The organism is Candidatus Cloacimonadota bacterium, from assembly GCA_011372345.1.
In the GTDB taxonomy this organism is placed as follows: domain Bacteria; phylum Cloacimonadota; class Cloacimonadia; order Cloacimonadales; family TCS61; genus DRTC01.
In genome coordinates, this window is record DRTC01000357.1 from 1 (window position 1) to 3,391 (window position 3,391).

4 protein-coding genes are annotated in these 3,391 nt (G+C 35.9%); all 4 read right to left on the reverse strand.

Features of this window, described 5'->3' with window-relative positions:
- A partial coding sequence (locus ENL20_06895) for a hypothetical protein (GenBank protein ID HHE38283.1) occupies nt 1-506 on the reverse strand: 506 nt, incomplete at its 3' end.
- A 90-nt stretch (nt 507-596) separates the two neighbouring features.
- Entirely contained in the window at nt 597-1,388 is a 792-nt protein-coding gene (locus ENL20_06900) for an SDR family oxidoreductase (protein HHE38284.1), read from the reverse strand.
- 137 nt (nt 1,389-1,525) lie between these two features.
- Nucleotides 1,526-1,906 carry a clan AA aspartic protease gene (locus tag ENL20_06905; GenBank protein ID HHE38285.1) on the reverse strand — a complete coding sequence of 127 codons (381 nt, stop codon included), beginning with the start codon at nt 1,904-1,906 and terminating at the stop codon, nt 1,526-1,528.
- 157 nt (nt 1,907-2,063) lie between these two features.
- Nucleotides 2,064-2,981 carry a phosphate butyryltransferase gene (locus ENL20_06910; protein HHE38286.1) on the reverse strand — a complete coding sequence of 306 codons (918 nt, stop codon included), beginning with the start codon at nt 2,979-2,981 and terminating at the stop codon, nt 2,064-2,066.
- Nucleotides 2,982-3,391: the final 410 nt, after the last annotated feature.

Sequence of the window (3,391 nt, forward strand, 5' to 3'; positions counted from 1 at the left end):
GTATTACCTATTGCTGAACTTAAATTTAGAACTTGAGTATCCCATTCATCAATTGGGAAATAGCAACCAACTATATCGGGATGAACCCATTCACCAAATTCTTTTTTTGATGATTTTGAATGATTAATTGTTTTTGTGTAACATTTCAAATGATAAAAAGCAAAATAACTCAAAAATGGATGTAAATCTTTTTCTAAATATTCAATTTTCTTTTCTGTTATTTCTTCTGTCTCTTGTTCTGTTTCTATTTTATCAATATCAAAAAGAGATTTATGTTTTTTAAGATAAAATCTTTTTGGTCTTTTACCAACTGTTGCAAAAACTGATTTAGAGTTATCTCTTTCATTAACATGAAGTTGAGCACCTAATGTTGCCCAAGGTGTTTTTCCTCTGCTTTTTAGTTTTTGATCATAACCTTTTTTTATCGCAATTCCCCATATTTCATTTGCCGTCAATGGTTTCTTTATTTCTTCTAAAACCGTTTTTGCTAATTCTAAAAAAGTCATCGTTTTATCCTCTTTTATGTATTTTCCTTTTAATCTCCCTTTTAAAGGGAGAACTAAAGAGGGTTTAGAGAATGGATTAGGGATTGAGGTTTACATTATTCCTTTATAAAATCCGCCATCGATCTGAAGAGCAACTCCGGTTATATAACCTGCTCCTTCGGAAGCGAGGAAAGTAACTGTTTGAGCGAATTCTGCGGTTGTTCCGATCCGATTCATGGGAATTTGTTTTTCGATGCTCTGATAAAAATCTTCTATTGTACCCTTTCCGGATTCTTCGAATGATTTTGCTAAGTTCTCTACTCTTTCGGTTTTTGTGTAGCCGGGACAAACGGAATTTACGGTAATTCCAAATTCTGCAACATTGTTGGAAAGAGTTTTGGAAAATCCTAAAACACCGGAACGAGCAGTGTTGGAGAGGATCAGCGAATCGATAGGTTGTTTGGCAGCAATCGAAGTAATGTTGATGATCCTTCCCCAATTTTGTTTTTTCATAAAGGGAATAACAGAATTGCACAGATTAATGGTGCTTAATAGGTTGAGTTCGAGAGCATTTTGATAATCTTCCAACGAAAAATCATCTGGATTTCCAGCAGGAGGTCCTCCAGCATTACAAACTAAAATATGAAGGTTTCCAAATTCCCTGATAATTGAGTTTATCAGCTTCTTAATCTGCTCCGGTTTGGTTACATCACAAACATACGATTTTACGAATCCATTTGTCTCATCAATGATTTCTTTTTCAGCTTTTTCCAGATTGGCTTTATCTCTCGAACAGATAACGACTTTCGAGCCTTCCTTCGCAAGCTGGATTGCTACTGATTTTCCTAAACCTTTACTGGCTGCGGTAACTAACGCTATTTTACCTTTTATTTTTAGATCCAAAAAATATCTCCAATCTTACTAAAATAAGACCTTACGGATGGTCGAAGAATGAGACCTCCGTAATGATCGGCATGAAACGAGAAAATTTAACAACCATTGCGAAGGTCATGACCATTCGCAAGGTTTCTGCTCGAAAACTATTTCACAATTGCTGAAGGAATATTCGGACTTTCTGGATTAACATCGACTGTTTGTTTCAGCGGGATCAAAACCAGATCCATATCTTCCATTGGAACTGCTCCCATCAGAACTTCATCTCCTAAAACGAATGCTCCTGTGTAACATGATCTATTTTTAAAACTGATTTTAACAGGTCCGACATAAGGGACTAAATGCTTTTTCCCATCAGCAGTTGTAACTTCTCTTTTTTCGAGTTCTTCAAGTTCGAGTTGAATATTGATATGCTCAGGAATACATAAAGTTGCTGCTTCTGTATCGACAAGAGCTTTAACTTTAATTTTCTCGATACTCTTCAAGACGGGATTTGATAAATCTAAATCTGTATAAATAAGTCCCATTTTATATTTTCCTTAATAAACATTTTTCGATTCTTTAACAAGGGATAAATCGAAACTAAAAAAAAATATCTTCACCCAAGAATAGACTGCTTGTTAGCTTCAATCATCGTTCATCCTTATACAAATGTTTAACGATGTCCTAACAAATCGAACTAGTTTATTGAGCCAGCAAACACCCAACAGCAATCGAGTAAAGCTTCGTCTTTTCACTGTCTCCGCGGGAAGAAAGCATACAGGGGGCGATCGTTCCGGCAATATAACTGGCAGCTTCAGCATGGATAAGTTTGGTTAGTGTTTTATAGAAAATATTGGAAGCTTCCAATTGCGGAAAGACAAGACAATCAGCATCTCCGGCAACTTTACTGTTAATTCCTTTAACCATCACACTGTCTTTATCGATAGCAACATCGAGAGCAAGAGGACCATCTATTTCTGCATTTTTTATCTGTCCTCGATCTCCCATTTTGGCAATGATAGCAGCATCCGCAGTCGAGTCAAAAAGAGGATTAGATTTTTCCGTAAATGATAAAATCGCTACTTTCGGAATTTTGATTCCCATATTATGAGCAGTATCCACCAGATAATTGGTAATTGCTATCTTTTGCTGGATTGTAGGCAGAGGGATAAAGGCAGCATCGCTGATCAGCAGCAGTTTATGATAAGTCGAGATTTCGAAAATCGTTACATGCGCCAGAACAGCTTTTGGTTTCATTAAACCGTTTTTTTTATCGATAATACATTTGATATAATTATCGGAAGTGATCAGTCCTTTCATCAAAATATCAGCTTTCTTTTTCTTGATCAATTCAACTGCTTTATTGCCTGATCTTAATTCATCAGGAACATGAACGATTTTGAACAACTTGTGGTCTATCTTGATCTTTTTACACAATTTTTTGATGATATTATCATCACCAACCAAAGTGGCATCGATCAAACCCATCTTATATGCATCATAAACCGATTTAATGGAATTTTCATCATGTGCATAAGCAACGACAACTCTTTTTTTGGATTTGTTCTTTAATCTTTTTTTGGCAAGTTCGATGATATCATCAAGTTTATTTATCGCCATTAATCCTCCGCTATTGAACATATTTTTAAAAGCAAAAATCCCCATCGCAAGTCTAATGTCAAGGCAAATGCAAAAAAAATATCCGGCGGTTAATTATCAGTGAAAATTACGGGAGTTTCTTGAATTTTTCCTGATTATTATTAATTCTGATTTTAATCTTCTTATGGTTCGATTCCGGCTCCTCATGAGACGAATTTACTCATCATGACATCGAGTGTCATCCTGAGCGCAGATGAAGGATGAGTGTAATCTTTTCAACTCCTATGAAAACATTCCAAGCAAGACTCGAATTGCGACCGCCTTTTGCAGATTGTTCTCAACTCGCACTTTGTAGCAAGTCGAGTCCAATCTTCCGATTTTGTCTTCATCTTAATTGAACTATCTGTTTGCGGATAGCGAGGAGCTTATCA